General features: G+C 70.1%; 23 protein-coding genes. 16 read left to right on the top strand and 7 right to left on the bottom strand.

What is annotated here, in order from left to right; all coding sequences use genetic code 11:
• Positions 1–5: 5 nt before the first annotated feature.
• The 9 genes from folP to lysS all read left to right on the top strand — a co-directional run bounded on the left by folP (position 6) and on the right by lysS (position 7,536).
• Entirely contained in the window at positions 6–803 is a 798-nt protein-coding gene (gene folP, locus ACJJV7_RS02780; protein ID WP_405372254.1) for a dihydropteroate synthase, read from the top strand.
• Complete coding sequence (gene folB / locus ACJJV7_RS02775; RefSeq protein WP_405372201.1) at positions 800–1,168, top strand: dihydroneopterin aldolase; 369 nt, start codon at positions 800–802, stop codon at positions 1,166–1,168. Before folP ends, folB begins: the two co-directional genes overlap by 4 nt.
• Entirely contained in the window at positions 1,165–1,701 is a 537-nt protein-coding gene (gene folK, locus ACJJV7_RS02770; protein ID WP_405372199.1) for a 2-amino-4-hydroxy-6-hydroxymethyldihydropteridine diphosphokinase, read from the top strand. Before folB ends, folK begins: the two co-directional genes overlap by 4 nt.
• Entirely contained in the window at positions 1,698–2,189 is a 492-nt protein-coding gene (locus ACJJV7_RS02765; protein WP_405372197.1) for a DUF3180 domain-containing protein, read from the top strand. The genes folK and ACJJV7_RS02765 overlap by 4 nt, the downstream gene beginning before the upstream one ends.
• The gene (locus ACJJV7_RS02760; protein WP_405372196.1) at positions 2,134–2,733 is read left to right on the top strand and encodes a PH domain-containing protein; all 600 of its coding nucleotides are present in this window, start codon (positions 2,134–2,136) and stop codon (positions 2,731–2,733) included. The genes ACJJV7_RS02765 and ACJJV7_RS02760 overlap by 56 nt, the downstream gene beginning before the upstream one ends.
• 14 nt (positions 2,734–2,747) lie before the next feature.
• Positions 2,748–4,484: a PH domain-containing protein gene (locus ACJJV7_RS02755; RefSeq protein ID WP_405467809.1), complete on the top strand. Its 1,737-nt coding sequence runs from the start codon at positions 2,748–2,750 to the stop codon at positions 4,482–4,484.
• Entirely contained in the window at positions 4,481–5,173 is a 693-nt protein-coding gene (locus ACJJV7_RS02750; protein ID WP_405372192.1) for a DUF2520 domain-containing protein, read from the top strand. Before ACJJV7_RS02755 ends, ACJJV7_RS02750 begins: the two co-directional genes overlap by 4 nt.
• Positions 5,170–5,907, top strand: a complete 738-nt coding sequence (locus ACJJV7_RS02745; protein WP_405372190.1) for a formylglycine-generating enzyme family protein — start codon at positions 5,170–5,172, stop codon at positions 5,905–5,907. The genes ACJJV7_RS02750 and ACJJV7_RS02745 overlap by 4 nt, the downstream gene beginning before the upstream one ends.
• Before the next feature lie 105 nt (positions 5,908–6,012).
• Complete coding sequence (lysS, locus tag ACJJV7_RS02740) at positions 6,013–7,536, top strand: lysine--tRNA ligase (RefSeq protein WP_405372188.1); 1,524 nt, start codon at positions 6,013–6,015, stop codon at positions 7,534–7,536.
• Between the two features lie 19 nt (positions 7,537–7,555).
• Here lysS and ACJJV7_RS02735 read toward each other — a convergent pair whose 3' ends face one another.
• Positions 7,556–8,647 carry a DUF4192 family protein gene (locus ACJJV7_RS02735; RefSeq protein ID WP_405372187.1) on the bottom strand — a complete coding sequence of 364 codons (1,092 nt, stop codon included), beginning with the start codon at positions 8,645–8,647 and terminating at the stop codon, positions 7,556–7,558.
• A 135-nt stretch (positions 8,648–8,782) separates the two neighbouring features.
• Here ACJJV7_RS02735 and ACJJV7_RS02730 point away from each other — a divergent pair, with 135 nt between their 5' ends.
• The 3 genes from ACJJV7_RS02730 to ACJJV7_RS02720 all read left to right on the top strand — a co-directional run bounded on the left by ACJJV7_RS02730 (position 8,783) and on the right by ACJJV7_RS02720 (position 11,584).
• Positions 8,783–8,968 carry a hypothetical protein gene (locus ACJJV7_RS02730; protein WP_405372186.1) on the top strand — a complete coding sequence of 62 codons (186 nt, stop codon included), beginning with the start codon at positions 8,783–8,785 and terminating at the stop codon, positions 8,966–8,968.
• Positions 8,969–9,008: 40 nt separating this feature from the next.
• Positions 9,009–10,478: a cardiolipin synthase gene (cls, locus tag ACJJV7_RS02725; protein WP_405372184.1), complete on the top strand. Its 1,470-nt coding sequence runs from the start codon at positions 9,009–9,011 to the stop codon at positions 10,476–10,478.
• Between the two features lie 161 nt (positions 10,479–10,639).
• Entirely contained in the window at positions 10,640–11,584 is a 945-nt protein-coding gene (locus ACJJV7_RS02720; protein WP_405372171.1) for an endonuclease domain-containing protein, read from the top strand.
• A 104-nt stretch (positions 11,585–11,688) separates the two neighbouring features.
• Here ACJJV7_RS02720 and ACJJV7_RS02715 read toward each other — a convergent pair whose 3' ends face one another.
• The 4 genes from ACJJV7_RS02715 to ACJJV7_RS02700 are packed head-to-tail and all read right to left on the bottom strand — an operon-like array spanning position 11,689 to position 14,000.
• Complete coding sequence (locus tag ACJJV7_RS02715; protein WP_405372169.1) at positions 11,689–11,919, bottom strand: helix-turn-helix domain-containing protein; 231 nt, start codon at positions 11,917–11,919, stop codon at positions 11,689–11,691.
• Entirely contained in the window at positions 11,916–12,491 is a 576-nt protein-coding gene (locus tag ACJJV7_RS02710) for a hypothetical protein (protein ID WP_405372168.1), read from the bottom strand. The genes ACJJV7_RS02715 and ACJJV7_RS02710 overlap by 4 nt, the downstream gene beginning before the upstream one ends.
• Entirely contained in the window at positions 12,491–13,252 is a 762-nt protein-coding gene (locus ACJJV7_RS02705; protein ID WP_405372166.1) for a hypothetical protein, read from the bottom strand. The genes ACJJV7_RS02710 and ACJJV7_RS02705 overlap by 1 nt, the downstream gene beginning before the upstream one ends.
• 1 nt (position 13,253) lies before the next feature.
• On the bottom strand, positions 13,254–14,000 hold the full coding sequence (locus tag ACJJV7_RS02700) for a hypothetical protein (protein WP_405372164.1): 747 nt from the start codon (positions 13,998–14,000) through the stop codon (positions 13,254–13,256).
• Between the two features lie 202 nt (positions 14,001–14,202).
• On the opposite strand from ACJJV7_RS02700, the gene ACJJV7_RS02695 reads away from it, so the two are divergent.
• Positions 14,203–16,728 carry an ATP-dependent Clp protease ATP-binding subunit gene (locus ACJJV7_RS02695; protein ID WP_405372163.1) on the top strand — a complete coding sequence of 842 codons (2,526 nt, stop codon included), beginning with the start codon at positions 14,203–14,205 and terminating at the stop codon, positions 16,726–16,728.
• A gap of 52 nt (positions 16,729–16,780) precedes the next feature.
• Here the strand turns inward: ACJJV7_RS02695 and ACJJV7_RS02690 are convergent, their stop codons facing one another.
• Entirely contained in the window at positions 16,781–17,209 is a 429-nt protein-coding gene (locus ACJJV7_RS02690) for a GNAT family N-acetyltransferase (protein WP_405372161.1), read from the bottom strand.
• A gap of 126 nt (positions 17,210–17,335) precedes the next feature.
• Positions 17,336–18,880, bottom strand: a complete 1,545-nt coding sequence (locus tag ACJJV7_RS02685; protein ID WP_405372159.1) for an amino acid permease — start codon at positions 18,878–18,880, stop codon at positions 17,336–17,338.
• A gap of 167 nt (positions 18,881–19,047) precedes the next feature.
• Between ACJJV7_RS02685 and ACJJV7_RS02680 the strand changes: the two genes are divergently transcribed.
• The 3 genes from ACJJV7_RS02680 to ACJJV7_RS02670 are packed head-to-tail and all read left to right on the top strand — an operon-like array spanning position 19,048 to position 22,524.
• A complete protein-coding gene (locus ACJJV7_RS02680; RefSeq protein WP_405372157.1) occupies positions 19,048–20,403 on the top strand; it encodes a glutamine synthetase family protein in 1,356 nt (451 codons plus the stop codon).
• Positions 20,384–21,172: a gamma-glutamyl-gamma-aminobutyrate hydrolase family protein gene (locus ACJJV7_RS02675; RefSeq protein WP_405372155.1), complete on the top strand. Its 789-nt coding sequence runs from the start codon at positions 20,384–20,386 to the stop codon at positions 21,170–21,172. Before ACJJV7_RS02680 ends, ACJJV7_RS02675 begins: the two co-directional genes overlap by 20 nt.
• Positions 21,169–22,524, top strand: coding sequence for an aldehyde dehydrogenase family protein (locus tag ACJJV7_RS02670; protein ID WP_405372153.1), 1,356 nt, complete (start codon positions 21,169–21,171; stop codon positions 22,522–22,524). Before ACJJV7_RS02675 ends, ACJJV7_RS02670 begins: the two co-directional genes overlap by 4 nt.
• Positions 22,525–22,553 lie beyond the last annotated feature (29 nt).

The raw sequence follows: 22,553 nt of genomic DNA, 5'->3' as shown, positions 1-22,553 counted from the left end.
TCGTGATGGGCGTCGTCAACGTCACCCCCGACTCGTTCAGCGACGGCGGCCGGTTCGCCGACCACGACGATGCCGTCGCCCACGGCGAGCGGCTCCGCGTCGACGGCGCCGACATCCTCGACATCGGCGGCGAGTCCACCCGCCCGGGCGCCGAGCGCATCACCCCGCGCGACGAGTACGACCGGGTCATCCCCGTGATCGAACGCCTCGCCGGAGCGGGCGCCCTCATCAGCATCGACACGATGAACTCCACCACCGCCGCCGCGGCGATCGCGGCCGGCGCGCGAATCGTCAACGACGTCTCGGGCGGCCTCGCCGATCCGGAGCTCCTCGCCGCCGTCGCGGACACCGAGGCCGACGTCGTCCTGCAGCACTGGCGCGGTCACTCGAAGGACATGTACGCCGGCGCCCGCTACTCCGACATCGTGGTGGAGGTCATCGCCGAGCTCGGTCTCCGCATCGCCGCGGCCCGCGCCGCCGGCATCCCGGATGAACGCATCATCGTCGACCCCGGGTTCGGCTTCGGCAAGACGCCCGAGGACAACTGGGCGCTCGTGCGGGGTCTCCGCGGTCTCGCTGAGGGTGGGCACCGTGTGCTCATCGGCACGAGCCGGAAGCGGATGCTGGCGGTCGCCGGCGCTCGAGCGGGCATCGACGTGGCGGGCGAGGCATCCCTCGATCTCGCGACCGCGGTCACGAGCGTGCTCGCGGCGCAGAGCGGGGTGTGGGCCGTGCGTGTGCACGACGTCGTCGCGACCCGCGTCGCGCTCGCGGTGCGGGACGCCTGGGAGGGCGAGGCATGAGCGACGAGATCACGGTCACCGGAATCCGCGCGTTCGGATATCACGGCGTCTACGCTCATGAGCGCCGCGAGGGGCAGGAGTTCATCGCCGACGTCACGCTGTCGCTGTCGACGCGGGCGGCCGCGAAGAGCGACGACGTGCTCGACACCGTGCACTACGGCGAGCTCGCCGAACAGGTCGCCGCGATCTTGTCGGGCGAGCCGGCCAATCTCGTCGAGACCGTCGCCGAGCGCATCGCCACCGCCGCACTGGCGTGGCCGATCGTCGACGGCGTGACGGTCACGATCCACAAGCCGAGCGCGCCGATCGAGGTGCCCTTCGCCGACGTCACGGTCACGATCCGCCGCCACCGGGAGAACGCATGAGCCGTCGACTGACCGAGCGCCTCGGCGAACCGGAGCCCCGGACGCCGGCAGCGCCCCGTCGCGCCGTCATCGCGCTCGGCGCCAACCTCGGCGATCGCGCCGCGACCATGACCGAAGCCGTCGCCGACATCGGCCGGCTCCCGATGACGAGCGTCGTCGCGACCGCAAGGGCTGTCGAGTCGGTCGCGGTGACGGCGGAGGGCATCGACGAGTCGGCACCTCGATACCTGAACTCCGTGGTGCTCGTCGACACACGCCTCGCCCCGACGGTGCTCCTCGGCTACCTCCACGCGATCGAGGCGCGCCACGGGCGCGAGCGGCGAGAGCGCTGGGGGAGTCGCACCCTCGACCTCGACCTCATCGCCCACGGTGACGTCCGCGCCGACACTCCCGGCCTCGTGCTGCCGCACCCGCGCGCACACGAGCGGGAGTTCGTGCTCGTGCCCTGGCTGAGTGTCGATCCGGATGCCGTCATCCCCGGCGCCGGCCCGGTCGCCGACCTGCTCGCCGCCCTCCGCGGAGAAGAGCCGTGAACCGCACGAGCCCGCTCGGTCTGATCATCTCCGCCCTCGTCGCCGGCGGCGCCGGCTTCATCGTCGATCACCTGCTGACCGCCTCCGGCCAGCCGACCTTCCTGCCGTCCCCCTTCCTCCCGATCTTCCTGATCGCCCTGGCCGCCGCCGTCGTCGCAGCCGCCATCCCGGTGCGCCGCGCGACCCTCGGGAAGGCGTCGCCGGTCGATCCCTTCCGTGCGTTGCGCGTCGCGATGCTCGCGAAGGCCTCGAGCATCGTCGGCGCCCTGGTCACCGGTTTCGCCGGAGGCCTCGTCCTGTTCGTGTTCACGCGCCCGGCGTCGCCCTCGCTAGGCTCGACGGGTGCGGTGATCGCCGCACTTCTCAGCGGGCTCGTCCTCGTGGCAGCCGCCCTCTTCGCCGAGTACCTGTGCACCATTCGGAAGGACGACGATGACGAGCAGCCCGGACCAGACCAACCCGGATTCGGTCTCTCCCACCTCGACTGAGGTCGCGGACGAGCAGGCCTTCACCACCGGGGCCTACGACCGCATCATCGAGCCGCGCAGCGCCAACCGCCTGCCCCTCGGCGACGGCACCTGGTACCAGATCTCCCGGCGCTACGTGATCGGCCAGGTCGTCGGCAACGTCTTCCTGCTCGCCCTCATCGCCGCCGGCTACATCGTGGGAACGTACGTGTTCGAGCAGGAATGGGTCTGGATCCCGGCACTGGTGATCGGCGTCATCGTCCTGTTCGTCCTGATCGTCACCCCGCGGCAGGCGCGCTCCGTCGGCTACCAGCTGCGCGAAGACGACCTCGTGTTCCGTCGCGGCATCCTGTGGCAGCGCATGGTCGCCGTGCCCTACGGACGTCTGCAGCTCGTCGACATCACCCACGGCCCGCTCGATCGCGGCCTGGGCATCGCGCAGCTCAAGCTCGTGACCGCGGCGGCCTCGACCGGCGTCACGATCCCGGGCCTGCCGCAGGCGGCAGCCGAGAAGCTCCGCGACACCCTCATCGAGGTCGCCGAGACCCGGCGGACCGGCCTGTGAGCGACGACCTTCCGGTGAGCACCGCGCCTCCCCAGACCCGGGTGCGCTCGGGTCTCGCCGACGGCGAATGGCATCGGATGCATCCGCTGTCGCCGCTTCTGCGCGGCGGCCTCACGCTCCTCGTCGTGCTCGGCATCCTGATCGCGAACCTCCGCGACCGGATCATCGGCTGGTTTCTGCCGTCGGATGTCTACTACGACGAGGGGAACCCGGTCGACATCCTGGTCGAGAACGACTTCGTGGTGCCGGCGATCCTCGCCGTCCTCGGCGTGATCATCGTGGTCATCGTGCTGTTCGCCGTCTCGTGGCGCTTCCACACGTTCCGCATCACCGGCGACGACGTCGAGGTGCGCAGCGGGGTGCTGTTCCGCACCCACCGACGGGCGCCCCTCGACCGGGTGCAGGGCGTGAACCTGACGCGTCCGGCCCTCGCCCGCCTCGTCGGTCTCGCGAAGCTCGAGGTCGTCGGCGCCGGGCTCGACGCGAACGTGCGGCTCGAGTACCTCTCCACGTCGAACGCCGAGACCATCCGCGGCGACATCCTCCGCCTTGCCTCCGGTCGGCAGCGCGCCGAAGCCGCAGCCCGCCGCGAGGCTGCCGCACCGGCATCCTCCGCCGCCTCGGCCGCCGCGCGCCGCATCGGCGCCGGCATCACCGAGATCGTCGACGGGGTCGACGAAGACGAGGTCGAGCCGGCATCCATCGTCCGGGTGCCGATCGGCCGGCTGATCCTCGCGAACCTGCTGTCGGGGTCGACGATCTGGCTCATCGCGATCATCATCGCCGCCGTGATCGGTCTGGCGCTGCAGCCCATCTGGCTGATCCCCGCTCTCGGTGCGTCCATCCCGGCCGCGATCGGTTTCGGTGCGTACACGGTGCGGCAGTTCATCAAGACGGTCCGGTACTCGATCGCGCCCACCTCGGCCGGGGTGCGCGTCACCTTCGGCCTGCTCACGACGGTCACCGAGACCCTGCCGCCCGGGCGAATCCACGCCGTCGACGTGCGCCAGCCGGTGCTGTGGCGGCTGGGCGGGTGGTGGCGCATCCGCGTCAACCGTCTCTCGGGCCGCGCGGCGACCGACACGTCGACGACGCAGTTCGCCGACGTGCTGCCGATCGGCACCCGCGACGACGTCGAGCGCGTGCTACGGCTTCTGCTGCCCGCCGTCGAGGTCGACGCGGCCCTGCTGCAGGCCGGGCTAGGCCCGGCAGCGGCGGGCGACGGGTTCACCGTCTCTCCGCGCCGCGCACGCTGGTACCTGCCCTTCTCGCAGCCGCGCAACGGGTTCCGCCTCGAGCGCGCCGCGCTGCTCCTGCGCCGGGGGCGCATCTGGCCGAAGCTCGTCATCCTGCCCCTCGCCCGCCTGCAGTCGGTGCGCGTGGATCAGGGTCCGATCGATCGGGCCTTCGGGCTCGCGAGCGTCACCGGACACACCGTGCTCGGCCCGGTCTCCGGAGCGATCAGCGCGCTCGACCACCGCGACGCGCTGACGCTGTGGCGCGGTGCGACCGACGCCGCCGTGGTCGCCTCGTCGTCGGACGGCGACGAGGACTGGGACCAGACGGGCGACATCCGGCTCGCGTTCGCCCCGGAGGGCAACGTCGACATCGAGTGGGGTCAGACCTCACCGGCCCAGGCTGCCGAACCCGCGCTCGCGCCGGTCGCCGAGCCCCAGGTTCGTCGCGACGACACCATCGCACCTGCCGCCCCGCCGACGGACGGGAACCCCGACGAGCGGGACCGCCCGTGAGTCGTGATGGCCGGCTCGGCGTCGGCGTGATCGGCGCGGGCCGTGTCGGCCCGGTCGTCGCGGCGGCGCTCGCCGGGGCGGGTCACGCCCTCACGGGGATCACCGCGGGATCGGATGCCGACCGGGTCGGTGCGATCCTGCCCGGCGTCCCGACGCTCACCGCCGACGAGGTCGCTCGGCGCAGCGAGCTGGTGATCATCGCCGTGCCGCACGACGAGCTTCCGAGCCTCGTCGCGGGGCTCGCGGATCTCGGCGCCTGGCAGGTCGGCCAGCTCATCGTGCACACCGACGCGGCCCACGGGATCAGCGTGCTCGCGCCCGCGGCTGCCAAGGGGGCGATCCCGCTGGCGATCCACCCGGCGATCGCCTTCACCGGATCGTCGACCGATCTGCGTGCGCTTCGGGACGCGTACGCCGCCGTGACCGCTCCGGCCGCCGTCCTGCCCATCGCCCAGGCGCTCGCCGTGGAGATGGGATGCGAGCCGGTCGTCGTGGCCGATGCCGACCGTGCCGCCTACGGCGAGGCGATCGCCACGGCGACCGAGTTCTCGGCATCCATCGTCCGGCAGTCGTCGGAGCTGCTCGTCAGCGCCGGCGTCGAACACCCCGGCCGGTACCTGTCGGCGCTGATGCACACCGCGGTCGACCGGGCACTCAGCGTCGCCGGCGGCGACCCTTCTCCGCTGTGAGCGACGTCGAGCTCGCCCGCATCGACGGCGGCAGCGTCATGCTCCACGACGCCCGACGCGGCACGCGGCGAACCGTCGCACTCGAGCCCTTCGAGATCGGCGTGTACCCGGTGACCGAGGAACAGCTCGGCGAGGTCATCGGCGTGATGGCTTCGCACCCGCGTCGCCCTGCCGTGGGGCTCAGCTGGCTGCGCGCGGTGCGATTCTGCAACGCGCTGTCGGAGTGGGAGGGCGTCGACCCCGCCTACGCCGTCGACGGCGAAGAGGTGCGGTGGCACGTCGACAGCGACGGATTCCGCCTGCCGACGGAGGCGGAGTGGGAGTTCGCCTGCCGTGCCGGATCGACGACCCCGCAGTACGGGCCGCTCGCCGATGTCGCATGGACGGCGGCAGACGGGGTGAGCGCCCCGCAGGACGTGGGCGGCAAGCATCCGAATCTGAACGGCCTGTTCGACACCCTCGGCAACGTGTGGGAGTGGTGCTGGGATTTCCTCGACCCGGAGCGGTACGACGACTACCGCGTGTTCCGTGGCGGCGGCTTCGCCGACGATGCCTGGAGCGTCCGCGCCGGAGTGCGCCGCGGCGGCGGGCCTCGGATGCATCACGACGATGTCGGGTTCCGGATCGCCCGGGGCGGGTTCGACGCCGTCGACGCCGCGCAAGGCTGGTCGGCGGCCGCCGACAGCGCCCACGGCGGCAGGCCGCTGCCGCCCGGATGGACTCCGCGACGCTGATCCCGGTCGCGAGGGGGCCCGGGTGCTGCGCCTGGCCTGCCCCCGGCGGGCCGGCGCCGCGCCCTCGGTAGACTGAAGGGTCGAATCCCCGAGGAGCCCCCTGTCATGACCGACGCGTCTGCGCCCGTGCCCGCTGAGACGACCGAAGAGGACGTCATCGAGCAGAAGGCCGTCCGCCTCGCCAAGCGCGAGCGGCTCCTGTCGGAGCGGACGGATGCCGCCGGTGGCGCGTACCCCGTCGCGGTCGCCGTCACCGACACCATCCCCGCGCTCCGCGAGCGCTACGCCGACCTCGCCGCGGGCGACGAGACAGGCGTCGTCGCTTCGGTGGCCGGTCGCATCGTGTTCAGCCGCAACACCGGGAAGCTCTGCTTCGCCGCTCTCCAGTCGGGCGACGGCAGCCGCATCCAGGCGATGGTCTCCCTCGCCGAGGTCGGCGACGAGTCGCTGCAGGCGTGGAAGGAACTCGTCGACCTCGGCGACCACGTCTCGGTGACCGGGCAGATCATCTCGAGCCGTCGCGGCGAGCTCTCGATCATGGTGACCGACTGGCAGATCGCGTCGAAGGCGCTGCTGCCGCTGCCCAACCTGCACACGGAGCTGAGTGAGGAGAGCCGGGTCCGCTCGCGCTACCTCGACCTGATCGTCCGCGACCAGGCGCGCAGCACCGTCGTCGCCCGCGCCAAGGCGGTCGCCTCGCTGCGCCGGACGTTCGACGAGCAGGGCTTCCTCGAGGTCGAGACGCCCATGCTGCAGGTGCAGCACGGCGGCGCCGCGGCCCGACCGTTCACGACGCACTCGAACGCATTCGACACCGAGCTCTTCCTGCGCATCGCGCCAGAGCTCTTCCTCAAGCGCGCCGTGGTCGGCGGCATCGATCGCGTCTTCGAGATCAACCGCAACTTCCGCAACGAGGGCGCCGACTCGACGCACAGCCCCGAGTTCGCAATGCTCGAGGCCTACCAGGCCTACAGCGACTACAACGGCATCGCCGACCTGACGCAGGAGCTCATCCAGAAGGCGGCCGTCGCCGTCTCCGGCACCACCGTCGTCACGTGGGCCGACGGCACCGAGTACGACCTCGGCGGGCAGTGGGATCGCATCTCGATGTACGAGTCGTTGTCGGATGCCGCCGGGCGCTCGATCACTCCCGACACCACGTTCGACGAGCTGTCGACGCTCGCGGCCGAGGTGGGCGTCGAGGTGCCGGCGAAGATCGCGACGCGCGGCAAACTCGTCGAGGAGCTGTGGGAGCACTTCGTCAAGGGCGGCCTCGAGCGGCCGACGTTCGTCATGGACTTTCCCCTCGACACGTCGCCGCTCGTGCGCGAGCACCGCACGATCACGGGCGTCGTCGAGAAGTGGGACCTCTACATCCGCGGCTTCGAACTCGCGACCGGCTACTCCGAGCTCGTCGACCCCGTCATTCAGCGCGAGCGCTTCGTCGAGCAGGCGAAGCTCGCCGCACGCGGCGACGACGAGGCGATGAGGGTCGACGAGGAGTTCCTGCGCGCGCTCGAGCACGGCATGCCGCCCACCGGTGGCATGGGTATGGGCATCGACCGCCTGCTGATGGCCATCACCGGCCTCGGCATCCGCGAGACGATCCTCTTCCCGCTCGTCAAGTAGCACGCTGGCGGCGGCGGGTTCAGCGCTCGAACGCCCAGTCGGGCAGGTGCGAGTGCCGTACGAACGAGCGGACGATCTCGGCGAGCCCGTTCTTCGGATCGAGCGCCTCGGCCTGATCGGCGTAGCGATCGGCGTGTGTCGAGCGTCCGAGCGCCCAGGAGAGCCAGGCGGCGGTGGCCAGCGCACCGGCCCGCAGCCGCTCCGGACTTCGCGCCGCAACCTCTCTCACGAGCGCGAGGGCGGCGTCCAGGCGGTCGGGGTCGGGTCGTGAGCCTTCACCCCACATGACGCACGCGAGGTCGGGCGGATACTCCTCGCCCTCCTCCCACCGCAGTTGCGCGCGGGCGGCGAGTTCGCCGCCCGCCTGGTCGCTCGACCACTGCACCACTCCGATGTCGCGCAGCGACGGCCGGGCGAGGCACCAGGCCATCAGGGCCGCACGCATCGGGTCGATCGCCGTGGCATCCCACCGGAGCGCGTCCTCGTAGAAGGTCGGGAGGTCATCGAGGGCGCACGCCGCTTCGAGCGCCGCCGGGTCGACGCGGTCGATCCGGCCGAGCCCCGGGATGCCGCACAGCACCGCCAGCGACGACTCGAGCGATGTCATGGCCGCCTCGACGGACTCGAGGGCAGCCGGTGCGACCTCGGGAAGGTCGGCACCGAAGGTCTGATCGCCCGGCGGCGGCGCGGTGCGGACGGTGAGGTCGGCAAGCGGCCGCCCCCCGGGCGGCAGGTCGCGGTCGAAGTGCGATCCCCAGCCGTTCGCAGCGACGGTCAGGGCATCGCTGACCGCGATGCCGCACGCGTCGGCGGAGCGTTCGATCGCGGCGATCAGCCGCGCCGTCGGCAGGCCGCGGGCGATGCGCGCCGGGGTGTAGGCGACCGCGACGACGGCATCGGCGCCCGAGATGCGGCAGACCAGACCGATCATGCTCGACGCGGCGGCATCCGGATCGACGTGCGCCGCAGGCAGATCGACCCGCATCGCGCCGAGACTTCGCCCCGATGCCATCGGCACCAGGACGAGACTCCGCGTCGGCGTGTAGCCGAGGAGGTGCGGGACGAGGGACAGGAAGTGCGCGGCATCCGCGGCGGTGACGACGGTCGACATGTGTCGAGCGTCGGATGCCGGCGGCCGCCGTGGTGGCGCAGCATCCGGTCTCGGGGGAGAGGCGGCGTCGGAGCCGCTGGGGAGGAGGGCCCGTTCACGGGCATCGCCCCGGTCTGCGCGGCCTACGATGGGGGTATGGACGAATACTGGACGTCGGTCATCTGGGGCCTCGTGCCGACCATCGTCGTGTTCTCCCTGCTCGTGTTCGTCCTCCGCAGCATCATCCGGATGGACCGCAACGAACGGAAGATGTACTCCAAGGTCGAAGCCGAGGAACGCAAGAAGCGCGGCCTGAGCGCCCGCGACGACACAGCCGTCTGACCCCCGAACGCTAGGCTGGCCGAAACATCCTGGGGGTCCCGTGATCAGCATCAGTCTCGACTGGACGTGGACCTGGTGGCTCGTCCTCCTCGTGATGTTCGACATCTCGATCCGCATCCTCGCGATCATCATCGTGCCGCGGAACCGCAAGCCCACCGCGGCGACCGCGTGGCTGCTCGCCATCTACTTCATCCCGCCCGTCGGCATCCTGCTCTTCCTCCTCATCGGCAACCCGCGGCTGCCTCGCAAGCGGCGCAAAGAGCAGCAGGCGATCAACGAGTTCCTGCGGACGTCGACGGAGAACCTCACCTTCGGCACGCTGCGCGCCGACCCGCCGACCTGGTTCTCGCAGCTCGTGCGGCTCAACCAGAACCTCGGCGCCATGCCGATCGCGGGCGACAACGGCGCCCAGATCATCTCCGACTACGAGGGCAGCCTCGAAGCCATGGCCGCCGAGATCGACACCGCGCAGGAGTTCGTGCACGTCGAGTTCTACATCCTGCAAGCGGATGCCACGACGGAGGTGGTCTTCGCGGCACTCGATCGCGCCGCGGCGCGGGGCGTCGAAGTGCGGGTGCTGCTCGATCACTGGGCGAACCGGTGGAAGCCGTTCTACAAGCACACGGTCGCGCGGCTCGACGCGATGAAGGTCGAATGGCACCTCATGCTCCCGGTGCAGCCGTTCCGGCGGCGCTACCAGCGGCCCGACCTGCGCAACCACCGCAAGATCGTCGTGGTCGACAACCGGGTGGCCTTCCTCGGCTCCCAGAACGTCACCGACCGCAGCTACAACCTGCCGCGCAACATCCGCCGCGGACTCCAGTGGGTCGACCTGATGACCCGCATCGACGGCCCGGTGGTGGCCTCCATCGACGCCGTGTTCCTCTCGGACTGGTACGGCGAGACCGGGCAGGCGCTCGTCACCGAGGTCGAGCTCGAGACGAAGCCCGGCTCGGGTGACCTCGACTGCCAGGTGGTGCCGAGCGGCCCCGGATTCGAGTACGAGAACAACCTGAAGCTGTTCATGAGCCTGATCTTCGCGGCCGAGCGGAAGATCGTGATGGTCAGCCCGTACTTCGTGCCCGACGAGGGTCTGCTGCTCGCGATCCAGACCGCCTGCCATCGCGGGGTCGAGGTCGAGCTGTTCGTCTCGGAGGTCGGCGACCAGGCGATGGTGTACCACGCACAGCGCAGCTACTACGAGCAGCTGCTGCGCACGGGCGTGAAGATCTGGATGTACAAGCGGCCCTACATCCTGCACTCGAAGTCGATGTCGATCGACGACGAGTTCGCGGTCGTCGGGTCGAGCAACATGGACATGCGCTCCTTCGGCCTGAACCTCGAGGTGACCATGCTGGTCCGAGGCGGCGAGTTCGTCGAGCAGCTGCGCGACGTCGAAGACCAGTACCGTTCCCGCTCCCGAGAGCTGACGATCGAGGAGTGGCGCAAGCGCCCGATCCGCTCGATGATGCTCGACAACCTCGCGCGGCTGACCTCCTCGCTGCAATAGCGGCGCTTCGCCCGGCGCCAGTGGTGGGTGCGGGGGAGCGCAACCCGCCCTTCACGACGGGGGAAGGCTCCTCCCCACCCCACGGCGGGCCGGTGGGGGTGAGCGGAGCGGGGGGCGGGTGGCGAGGCCGTGAGGGGCGGTGACGCGACGACACTGGCGGGGTGAAACGCGCCCCGCTTCCGCCCGAACTGGGCACCGTCTTCCCGGTGAAGGATGCCGCGGCAGCCGGCGTCCGCCGATCCCGGCTACGCGCGAACGACCTCGATGCGCCGTTCCGCGGGGTGCGCGTGCTCGCCGGTCATCCACCGGCCGAGGGGGCGCACGGCCTCGCGGCCCGGGAGCAGCTCATCGTGGACAGGGCCGGAGCGCTCGCGTCCGTGTTGACGAGCGCCCAGTTCTTCACCCATGTCACGGCCGCCGTGGTGTGGGGCATCCCGATTCCGCCGGGGATGCTGCGTGCCGCCGCTCGGCTCGATGTGGGCGTGTTCGCGCCGTCGCGGCATCCGCGGCGCGAGGGGGTCCGCGGGCACGAGGTCGCGCCGGGGGCAGCGGACGTCGTCACCCACCCGACGACAGGCCTTCCGGTGACGTCACCCAGCAGCACCTGGGCGATGCTCGCCGCCGTCCTCCCCCGCGTGGGCGACCTGGTGATCGCGGGCGACCGGATCGTCCGGGAGCCCATGTTCCGCGGCGATCCCCGGGCGATGGCGACGCTCGATGAGCTGCGCGGTGCCGTCGAATCGGGGCGCCGGGTCGGCATCCGTCATCTGCGCGAAGCGCTGCCGCTCATCCGCACGAGGAGTGCGTCGCCGGGGGAGACGCGCTGCCGCCTCGATCTCGTGCAGGCGGGGCTTCCCGAGCCCGCGCTGAACCACGTCATCCGCGACGCCCGAGGGAGGCTCATCGCCGTCGCGGATCTCGCCTATCCGAGCCATCGCGTCGCGGTCGAATACGAGGGCGAACACCACCTGCGGGAGTCTGCCCAGTGGAGCCGCGACATCCTGCGGCAGGAGGCGTTGGCGTCGCTCGGCTGGTCCGTGATCCGCGTGACGAGGGCTCACCTCGGGCGCAGCGTCGTCGAACGCGTGCGCGCCGCCCTCGCGTGACGCGCGCGCCTCGCGCGACGCGCGCGCCCTCGCGCGACCGTTCGCCCGTCAGTTTCGGCGGGTTCTCCCGGGCGGCACCCGCCAGACGTGCCGGGGGAGGAGGCTCAGTCGGCCCGGACCAGTAGCTCGCCGACCTCGCAGTCGAGTGCCCGGCAGATCGCGGAGAGGGTGGAGTACCGGATCGCCCGAGCGCGGTCGTTCTTCAGCACTGAGAGGTTCACGACCGACACCCCGACGATCTCCGACAGGCGGGTGAGCGTCATCCCGCGCGCGGTGAGCAGTTCGTCGAGTCGGCAGTGGATGCCGGTGAGTTCGTCTTCTTCGGCCGGGCTCACACGAGCCCCTCGGTGTCGCGGCGAAGGCGCTCGCCGTGGGCGAAGGCGCCCGCCAGGACGGCGGCCGTGATGGCAGCGAACAGGACGGGCGCCATCGGGAGCAGGTCGGGCAGCGACAGGGTCTCGAAGGGGATGCCGAGCGATTCGACCGCATGCTGACGACCCATGCCGTCGACGACGGGCCAGGCGAAGCCGATGATCGTGAGGGTCACGGCGATTGTCGTCAGAGCCCGGGTCGCTCCGCCCGCGAAGATCTGCTCACGGCGGACGGCGAGCGCGATCCGGATGAGAGCGGCGACGACCACCAGCGCTCCGATCGCGAGCAGCAGCTCGGCCGAGATCAGCCACAGCCTCCCGGCGAGGTCGATCTCGGCCGCGCGCACGGTGACCGCCGTGACGACCTCCGACGACACCAGATCGGATGCCGCGTCGGCGGCGACCGTCACGGCGGGCCCGGCGGGGGCGAGGATGCCCACGATCTCGACGACTGCGAGCACGACGGCGCTGAGCGCGACCGCGACGCCGAAGACGATGAGATCGAGCGCCCCCGTGAACCGTGTCGTGGTTGCCATCACACCAGCCCCTTCACCTCGTGCTGGAGGCGGGAGCCGTAGCGGAAGATCGCCGCGAGCGCGGCGAGCGCGAGGCCAGCGGCGATCGGCCACAAGGGGAAAACGATCTGGACAGTGGGTTGCGGCAGCCATGCGGCGATGGGGTCATCGACTCCGGGGATATCGCCCCACACCGCGGTCGAGTAGCCGAAGACCTCCGATGAGGCGATGCTTCCGGCGATGTCCCCCAGGACTTGGGTGAGCACACCCCCGCCTGCGACGATCGCCGCAGCGACCATCGTCACCCGCGCGACGACCGGCGCGAACGCCTGTCCCCTTCGTAGATGCGTGCACGCAACGGCGACGAGGAGCGCGATCGCCCCGGGGAGGAGCCATCCGAGCGCTTGACTGATCGCCCACAGCGTCCGGGCACCCGCGCTCAGGCCTGCGAGCGTGAGCGTGACGGAGTCGAACCCGCCCCCGAGGCGTTCCGCGTCAGTTCCTCCTCCCAGTACACCTGAGGGGAGCTCCGGCCAGAAGGAGGTGACGGGCATTGTTATCGTCACGTCTGGGGTGGCGAGGATGATGACGACCGTCGCGATCGCGCCGATCGAAGCGACTGCGGCCCAGACGGTTGCCACGATCTGCGTGACCCGAACCACCGTTGAGGGGTCGTCGCTGCTCGTTCGGCGCCTGGCGGTCGAGACGACCACGGCGATCACGGTGCCCACGAGCAGCAGCACGACGAGCGCTGCTCCGATGATGAACGTCCAGCGTGGCATGTCAGACCAATCCTTCGGTGTCGCGCTGCAGGCGGGCGCCCTGGCGGAAGATGACGCTCAGCGCGCTCAGGCCGAGTGCGACGCCGAGCGGCCAGAGCGGTGTGGTGAATCCGACCACGCTCTCTGCCGTCACCGGAGCATCGCCGCCCGGCGCGGGCAGGACCGCCTGTGCCACGAGCGCTTCTCCGATCTGGGTGAGCACCGGGCCCAACGTTCCCGCCACCAGGACGATCGCGGCGCCGACCAGGAACCATCGTGCGGCGTTCCGGGCGAACGGAGCACCTGAGATCGCGCGCTGGCTGATGGCGGCGATGAGCAGACCGGGGACAGCCGAGACGAGCAGACTCAGGATCGCACCCGACGCGAGGAGCGTCCGAAGGCCCGCGTCCACTCCGACGACGGAGCCGCTGGCGGTGGAGAAGCTCGCGCACTCGAGCGCCGCAGTGTTCCAGCGGAACTCAGCGGTCGGCTCATCGCAGGGGAGAGAGACCGGCCACGCCGCCGAGACGGGCAGCGCCTCGATCCGCGTCCAGTCGGTCGTCGACCACTGCAGGATCATGACGACGACGCCGATCAGCACGGCCGCAACCCAGACGCGGGCGAGCGCAGCGACGACGTCCAGCGTCACCGACGGCGACTTCCTGCGTCGGGCGTCCCACACGAGCAGGGCGACGATGCCCGCGACGATCACGAGGGCGATGCCCGTGTACAGCGCAGCACCGGTCCAGTCTGTCCATCTGACGTGCACGACATCACCCCATATCGAAAATCGTTGTTATCGACAAACGTTATGGCTGCGGTCCGCGATCGTCAAGTGGTGCGCCCCTCGGATGCCGCGTCCCACCTCCGCGCCAGGTGCTATGCCCACGGCGAACACGGGCATACCGGCATCCCCCGGTCGTTAGCCTCTACGTAAGACGCCGCCAGTGCGTCGGCAGGAGGAGGGGACGATGTTCGAGAGATTCACTGACCGTGCGCGTCGTGTGGTGGTGCTCGCCCAAGAAGAGGCGAAGATGCTGAACCACAATTACATCGGCACGGAGCACATCCTCCTCGGCCTGATCCACGAGGGCGAAGGCGTCGCAGCCAAGGCCCTCGAGAGCCTCGGCATCTCGCTCGATGCCGTGCGCGAGCAGGTCCAGGACATTATCGGCCAGGGACAGCAGCAGCCGACGGGTCACATCCCGTTCACGCCGCGTGCGAAGAAGGTCCTCGAGCTGTCACTGCGCGAAGCGCTGCAGCTCGGCCACAACTACATCGGCACGGAGCACATCCTGCTCGGCCTCATCCGCGAGGGTGAAGGCGTCGCCGCACAGGTGCTGGTCAAGCTCGGCGCCGACCTGAACAAGGTCCGCCAGCAGGTCATCCAGCTGCTCAGCGGATACCAGGGCAAGGAGCCCGCCGGTGTCGCCAGCGGCGCAGGCGAGCAGGCTCAGGCATCCGCTCAGGGCGGCTCGGCCGTGCTCGACCAGTTCGGACGCAATCTCACGCAGGCTGCGCGCGACGGCAAGCTCGACCCCGTCATCGGGCGCGAGAAGGAGATCGAGCGCGTGATGCAGATCCTGTCGCGTCGCTCGAAGAACAACCCCGTCCTCATCGGCGAGCCCGGCGTCGGCAAGACCGCCGTCGTCGAGGGTCTCGCGCAGGCGATCGTCAAGGGAGAGGTTCCCGAGACGCTCAAGGACAAGCAGGTCTACTCGCTCGACCTCGGCTCGCTCATCGCCGGGTCCCGCTACCGCGGTGATTTTGAGGAGCGCCTGAAGAAGGTCACCAAGGAGATCCGCACCCGCGGCGACATCATCGTCTTCATCGACGAGATCCACACCCTCGTGGGTGCCGGCGCCGCCGAAGGGGCGATCGACGCCGCCTCGATCCTGAAGCCGCTCCTCGCTCGCGGCGAGCTGCAGACGATCGGTGCGACGACGCTCGACGAGTACCGCAAGCACTTCGAGAAGGATGCCGCGCTCGAGCGCCGGTTCCAGCCGATCCAGGTTGCCGAGCCGAGCCTGCCCCACGCGATCAACATCCTGAAGGGGCTGCGCGACCGGTACGAGGCTCACCACAAGGTGCAGATCACCGATGGCGCCATCGTCGCCGCGGCGAACCTGTCCGACCGGTACGTCTCCGACCGCTTCCTCCCCGACAAGGCGATCGACCTGATCGACGAGGCGGGCGCCCGCCTGCGGCTGTCGATCCTCTCGAGCCCGCCCGAACTGCGCGAGTTCGACGAGAAGATCGCCAAGGTCCGTCAGGACAAGGAGTTCGCCAGCGAGGAGCAGGACTTCGAGAAGGCCGCATCGCTCCGCGACGAGGAGAAGTCCCTGCTCGCCGAGCGTCTCCGTCTCGAGAAGCAGTGGCGCTCGGGCGACGTCGCGTCGCACGCCGTGGTCGACGAGGGTCTGATCGCGGAGGTCCTGGCCCAGGCCACCGGCATCCCCGTGTTCAAGCTCACCGAAGAGGAGACCAGCCGTCTCGTCTTCATGGAGAAGGCCCTGCACCAGCGCGTCATCGGTCAGGAGGAGGCCATCGCGGCCCTCTCCCGCACGATCCGTCGCCAGCGCGCCGGACTCAAGGACCCGAACCGCCCGTCGGGCTCGTTCATCTTCGCCGGCCCCACGGGTGTCGGAAAGACCGAACTGGCCAAGGCGCTCGCCGAGTTCCTCTTCGACGACGAGGGCGCCCTGATCTCCCTCGACATGTCGGAGTTCGGTGAGAAGCACACGGTCTCGCGTCTGTTCGGTGCCCCTCCCGGATTCGTCGGCTTTGAAGACGGCGGCCAGCTCACCGAGAAGGTGCGGCGCAAGCCGTTCTCGGTGGTCCTGTTCGACGAGATCGAGAAGGCTCACCCCGACATCTTCAACTCGCTCCTGCAGATTCTCGAAGAGGGTCGCCTGACCGATGGCCAGGGCCGTGTGGTCGACTTCAAGAACACCGTGATCATCATGACGACGAACCTCGGCTCGTCGGCGATCGCCGGTGGACCGGTCGGCTTCCAGGTCGAGGGCAACACGCAGACGACGTACGACCGGATGAAGGGCAAGGTCGACGAAGAGCTCAAGCGGCACTTCAAGCCCGAGTTCCTCAACCGTCTCGACGACATCATCGTGTTCCCGCAGCTGAGCAAGGACGAGCTCCGTCAGATCGTCGGACTGTTCACGAAGCGCCTGGCAGATCGCCTGCTGGACCGCGACATGACGGTCGAGCTGTCGGATGCCGCCAAGGATCACCTCATCGAGATCGGGTTCGACCCGACACTCGGCGCCCGTCCTCTGCGCCGCGCCATGCAGCGCGAGGTCGAGGATCAGCTCAGCGAGCGGATCCTGCGCGGCGAGCTCAACGCCGGTGACCACGTGAAGGTCGGCCTCGAGGGTGGCGCGTTCACCTTCGAGATGACCCCCCGCGAAGACCGCGTCGCGGTCGGCGTCGGTGCCGCCGGCGAGATCACCGCCGGGCCCGACATCATCGCCGGAGCGTAAGCGAGACAACTGAAGGGGTCGGGTGCCGAGAGGCATCCGGCCCCTTCGTCGTTCAGGCGTGACGCGCCAGGATGACGTCGACTTCGTCCTCGCTGTCGAGAACGAACCCGTGCCGCTCGTAGAGGCGGCGGGCGGGGCTCTCCTGCAGGACGTTGATGCGCCACGGGAGGGGAGCGTGCTCGGCGAGTACAGCGGTCAGGACTTCTGTACCTATGCCCGCGCCCTGCACCAGTTCGTCGAGGTAGAAGTGCTCGATCCAGGTGCCGTCCGAAGCGGGGCGGATGGCGATCGAACCGGCATCCGCTCCGTCGACCACGATCACCCGGGTGAGCGCGGGGTCGAACGCGTCGAGGAAGCGCTGTCGCACCCGATCGGGGCTGAAGACGCCGAGGCGCTCGAGGTCGGGGCGCATGACGACCGCGCGGAGCTCCGCGATCCATGGGGCGTCGTCGGGCGTCGAGGGGCGGGTGGTCCAGCGCATCCATCCATTCAACCGCGGTGGCCCGGCCCGTTGGCACCGCTCTGAGCCGCGTCAGGTCTCGTGGACTGCGACGCACATGCGAACGGACCGGGTGCGCCCTCAGCAGCACCCGGCCCGTTCGGGATTTCAGGGGCGCGGGTCGCCGAAGACCTGCTTCTCCATCGTGTCGTAGCCCTCGGCCTGCGGGTCGCCGTGCATGCCGCCCGAGAGTGCGTACTCCTCCTCGGGCGAGAGGATGAGGCGGTTGCGGCCGTAGACGGCGAAGCCGATGAAGATCACGACGTAGACGATGATGATGGCGATGATCGCGAGCAGGAACGCCGGGTTGAAGAGCAGGCCGACGAAGACGATCGCGGCGATGATCCCGGCGGAGTACGCCCCGAACAGGCCCCACGGGCTCTTGTAGGGGCGGTTCGCGTTCGGGAACTTCTTCCGCAGGATGATGAACGACACCATCTGCAGGAAGTAGGCCACGACGGCGCCCCACACCGCGATGTTGAGGACGATCGCACCAGCGGGGCTGGTGTCGCCGCCCGCGGCCTGCAAGATGACGAGCGCGATGAAGCCGAGGATCGCGCCGAACACGAGGGCGACCCAGGGGGTCTGCGCCTTGCCGGTCAGCGACAGCCAGCGCGGGTAGTACCCCGCGCGCGACAGCGAGTACATGTTGCGCCCGTAAGCGAACATGATGCCCATCAGCGAGGCGAACAGTCCGATGAGGGCGAGCAGCGACAGGATCGCGGCGGCCTGGTCGGGCAGGAACGTCTGGAAGCCCTCGAGCAGCGGCTCGGTCGATGGGCCGGTCGCCTCAGCGCCCAGGACGCCGGTGTTGAGGAACAGCACGATCAGGCCCGTCACGATGAGGGTGCCGCGAGCCCAGAGTCCGGCGCGAGGGATGTCGCGCGCCGGGTCGTGCGATTCCTCGGCGGCGAGCGGGAGCTCCTCGATGCCGAGGAAGAACCACATCGCGAAGGGCAGTGCGAGGAGGACGGCGCCGATCCCGTGCGGCAGGAAGACCGACGAGCCGAGCGCTTCGGGGTCGGGGGCGATATCCCACAGGGCGTCCCAGCTGAAGGCGCCGGAGGCCAGCGCCATGACGCCGAAGACGACGATGATGCCGATCGAGATGATCGAGACGACGATCGCGAAGCCGAAGGACACCGCGGCGCCGGCGGCGTTGAGGCCGATGAACAGCGCATAGAGGATGACCCACCACAGCCAGGGCGGCAGGCTCACTCCGGTCAGGAGGTTCAGCGCCTTGTCGGCGTACGAGCCCGAGAAGTAGACGACCACCGCGGTGGTCGCGACGTACTCGATCGTCTCGGCGAGACCGGTCGCAAGCCCTCCCCACGGCCCCATGGCGGAGCGGGAGAACGAGTAGGCGCCGCCGGTGTGCGGCATCGCGGCGGCCATTTCGCCGATCGAGAAGGTGAGGCCGTAGTACATCAGCACGAGGATCGCGAAGGCGATCAGCATGCCGCCGAACCCGGCGAAGTCGATGCCGAAGTTCCAGCCCGAGAAGTCGCCCGAGATGACGGCGGCCACGGCGAGGCCCCACAGGCCCCACACCCCGGCCGATCTCTTCAGGGTGCGCTTCTCGAAGTATCCGTCCTCGGCTCGGGCGTAGCTGACGCCGGCGACCCGCTTCGGGGCGACGTTGGGATCTGACATGAGACCTCCTGGCTGCAGTCGGCGGCCGGCGCGCCGTCGGGTGGCGTGCAGGGCTTGCACCTTGCGAATGAGTGTGGAGGTTATTGGTACGCCGTGTCTACCTTTGGCATGTAAGTTCCTTGTTACATGATCCGGATGCGACGCCGCGTCGCAGCGAGGAGGAACCCATGCCGGGCAATCTGACACCCGCCGCACTCGAGGCCGCGATCGCCGCCGATGAGATCGACACGGTCATCGTCGCCTTCCCCGATGCGCAGGGGCGCCTCGTCGGAAAGCGCATCTCGGGCCGGTTCTGGCTCGACGAGGTGGCCGGTCACGGCGCCGAGGTGTGCGACTACCTGCTCTCGGTCGACGTCGACCTCAACACGATCGACGGCTACGCGATGTCGAGCTGGGACAAGGGCTACGGCGACCTCGTGCTGCGCCCCGACCTCGACACCCTCCGGCGCATCCCGTGGCAGCCGGCCACGGCGCTGGTCATGGCCGACCTCGAGGTCACGACCGGTGGGGCCGTGCCGCAGTCGCCACGCGGCATCCTGAACGCGCAGCGCGACCGCCTCGCCGACCGGGGTCTCGTCGCCTTCTCGGGCACGGAACTCGAGTTCATCGTCTTCGACGACTCGTTCCGGGATGCCTGGGCGAAGCGCTACGACGGGCTGCGGGCGTCGACGGACTACAACGTCGACTACAACCTCCTCGCGACGACACGGCTCGAGCCGCTGCTGCGCGACATCCGGCGCGGGATGGACGGCGCCGGCCTGTACTGCGAGGGCGTCAAGGGCGAGTGCAACGACGGTCAGCAGGAGATCTCCTTCCGCTTCGCCGAGGTGCTCGAGACCGCCGACCAGCACACGATCTACAAGAACGGTGCGAAGGAGATCGCCGACGCGCACGGCAAGTCGCTCACGTTCATGGCGAAGTTCGACCAGCGCGAGGGCAACAGCTGCCACATCCACCTCTCCGTGCGCGCCGACGACGGCGACGCGGTCATGTCGGGAGACGGCGAGTACGGCTTCAGCCCGCTCATGGGGCACTGGATCGCCGGCATCCTCGCGACGCTCCGGGAGTTCACGCTGCTGTACGCACCGACGATCAACTCGTACAAGCGCTACGCGAAGGGCACGTTCGCGCCGACCGGCGTCGCCTGGGGCGTCGACAACCGCACGTGCGCGCTCCGCGTCGTCGGCCACGGCCCGTCGCTCCGCGTCGAGAACCGGGTGCCCGGCGGAGACGTGAACCCCTACCTGGCGATCTCGGCGATCATCGCCGGCGGCCTCCACGGCATCGAGAACGAGCTCGAGCTCCCTGCGCCCCTCACCGGCAACGCCTACGACTCCGACGTCGATCACCTGCCGACCACCCTCCGCGAGGCCGCCGACCTGTTCGAGCGGTCGGAGATCGCCCGTGCGGCGTTCGGCGAAGAGGTCGTCGCCCACTACCTGCACCAGGCGCGCGTCGAGGTCCTGGCCTACGACGCCGCCGTCACCGACTGGGAGCGCATCCGTGGCTTCGAACGGCTCTGACGTCGGCTCCGTGCTCGGCGCCGGCAGCACGCCTCGCCCCGTCATCGGTCTGACGACGTACCTCGAGCAGGCGACGCAGGGCGTCTGGGACGTCCGCGCCAGCTTTCTGCCGCAGCAGTACTTCGACGCCGTCACCGCCTCGGGAGGCGTCGCCGTGCTGCTGCCGCCCCAGCCGTCGCCCGGGCCGGCGGCTGCTGCCGTTCTCGACGGGCTCGACGGGCTGATCCTCACCGGCGGACTCGACGTGCAACCCGAGCTGTACGGCGCCCCGCGGCATCCGCTCACCGATCCGGCCCGCGCCGACCGCGACGCGTGGGAGATCGCCCTGCTTGCGGGCGCGCGCGATCGCGGCATCCCCGTGTTCGGGATCTGTCGCGGCCTGCAGCTCATCAACGTCGCCTCCGGCGGCACGCTGCACCAGCATCTGCCTGAGGCGCTCGGCACCGAGCGGTACAAGATCGGCGGCGGGGTGTTCGCGGAGAACACGGTGACGGTGGATGCCGGTACGACCCTGTCGGGCCTGATCGGCGCCGGGGACTACGGCGTCCACAGCTACCACCACCAGGGAATCGACCGGCTCGGCGACGGCCTCGTCGTCACCGCGCGGACCGACGACGGACTCGTCCAGGCGGTCGAGTCGCCGGGAGACGACTACCTCGTCGCCGTGCAGTGGCATCCCGAGGAGAACTCCGCCGATCGGCGACTCTTCCTCGGGCTCGTCGCCGCGGCAGACGCCTACGCCCACGCACACCGGAGAGTAACGGCATGAGCATGCACACCGTCCTGAACCCCGCGACCGGCGCCGCGATCCGAGCCGTGCCCGCCGCCTCGGTGAGCGAGACCGACGCCGCGATCGCACGCGCAGTTCACGCGCAGCGGGGCTGGGCAGCGCTCGCCCCGCTCGAGCGCGCCGACGCCCTGCGCCGGTTCGCCCGCGTGGTCGAGGAGCACGTCGAGGAGCTCGCTGGCCTCGAGGTGCTCGAGGCCGGTCACCCGATCGGGTCGGCCCGGTGGGAGGCGTCTCATGTCGCGCAGGTGCTCGCGTACTACTCCGGCGCCCCCGAACGATTGATCGGCCAGCAGATCCCGGTCGCCGGCGGCCTCGACGTGACCTACCACGAGCCCTACGGCGTCGTCGGCATCATCGTGCCCTGGAACTTCCCGATGACGATCGCCGCATGGGGGTTCGCGCCTGCGCTCGCCGCGGGCAACGCCGTGGTCCTGAAGCCCGCGGAGTTGACCCCGCTCACCGCGATGCGCCTCGGCGACCTGGCGCTCGAGGCCGGTCTCCCGGAGGGCGTCTTCGAGGTCGTGACCGGCGCCGGTCCGGTCGTCGGGCAGCGCTTCGTGACGAGTCCCGACGTCGCCAAGGTCGTCTTCACCGGGTCGACGCGCGTCGGCACCGAGGTCGCGGCCGGGTGCGCCCGTGAACTGAAACCCGTCACGCTCGAGCTCGGCGGCAAGAGCGCCAACATCGTGTTCGACGACGCCGACCTCGAGAAGGCCGCGGCAGCCGTGCCCGGTTCGGTGTTCGACAACGCCGGACAGGACTGCTGCGCCCGCAGCCGGCTCCTCGTGCAGCGCTCGGTCTACGACCGCTTCGTCGAGCTCCTCGAGCCCGCCGTCGCCGCCTGGCGCGTCGGCGACCCGAACGACGAGGGCGTCGACATGGGGCCGCTCATCTCCGCCGCGCAGCGCGATCGGGTGGCGTCGTACGTCGACGAGGCCGACGTCATGCTGCGCGGCTCGGCGCCGACGGGAGACGGCTTCTGGTTCGCGCCCACCGTCGTCCGCGCAGAGCGCGGCGACCGCATCGCCCGCGAGGAGGTCTTCGGGCCCGTCGTCGCGGTCATGCCCTTCGACGATGAGGCCGACGCCATCGCCCTCGCCAACGACACCGTCTACGGATTGGCCGGGTCGATCTGGACCGAGAACCTGGGGCGCGGCATCCGGGTCTCGCGAGGCGTGAGAAGCGGTGTGCTGTCGGTCAACTCACACTCCTCCGTCCGGTACACCACGCCCTTCGGCGGCATGAAGGCGTCGGGGCTCGGCCGCGAGCTCGGCCCGGATGCCGCGCAGCACTTCACCCAGACCAAGAACGTCTTCTACGCCACGTCCTGACCTTCCCCGTTTCTGCACCCGAGCCCCAC

It is taken from the genome of Microbacterium sp. Ld4 (genome assembly GCF_045066555.1).
Taxonomy (GTDB): Bacteria; Actinomycetota; Actinomycetes; order Actinomycetales; family Microbacteriaceae; genus Microbacterium.
This window is presented reverse-complemented; position numbering and strand designations above follow the sequence as displayed.